Origin of the sequence: Faecalibacterium gallinarum, from assembly GCF_022180365.1 — a bacterium.
Taxonomy (GTDB): Bacteria; Bacillota; Clostridia; order Oscillospirales; family Ruminococcaceae; genus Faecalibacterium; species Faecalibacterium gallinarum.
Map to the genome: position 1 here is coordinate 1 of NZ_BQKV01000093.1, position 365 is coordinate 365.

Annotated in this window: 1 rRNA gene; it reads left to right on the forward strand. The window is 42.7% G+C overall.

Going from position 1 to position 365, the window contains the following annotated elements:
- Positions 1-94, forward strand: a 16S ribosomal RNA gene (locus JCM17207_RS10495); the annotation flags it as partial.
- Between the last annotated feature and the right edge of the window lie 271 nt (positions 95-365).

The following is a 365-nucleotide window of genomic DNA, read 5'->3' on the forward strand; positions in this document are numbered from 1 at the left end:
CGCAAGGAGGACGCCGCCGAAGGTAAAACTGGTGATTGGGGTGAAGTCGTAACAAGGTAGCCGTAGGAGAACCTGCGGCTGGATCACCTCCTTTCTAGGGAGTCAGGCAGATCGGCAAAGCTTGATGCTTTGGATGATCTGGTACAAGGAGAAGTTCAAGTTCGATATTGTTCAATTTTGAGGGCCCTGAACACAGGCAACTGTGGAAAAGACCTTCAAAGACGTACCTTGAAAACTGAATAATAACTGCGAAACAAGATTATAGTAAGTTCTTTTTAAAGAAACACTACAGTTTCAAAAGGAAGGGTAACAATAATCTAGTTGGCAAATAGAGAATCAAGAGGATATTGATAGACTCAAAGAGA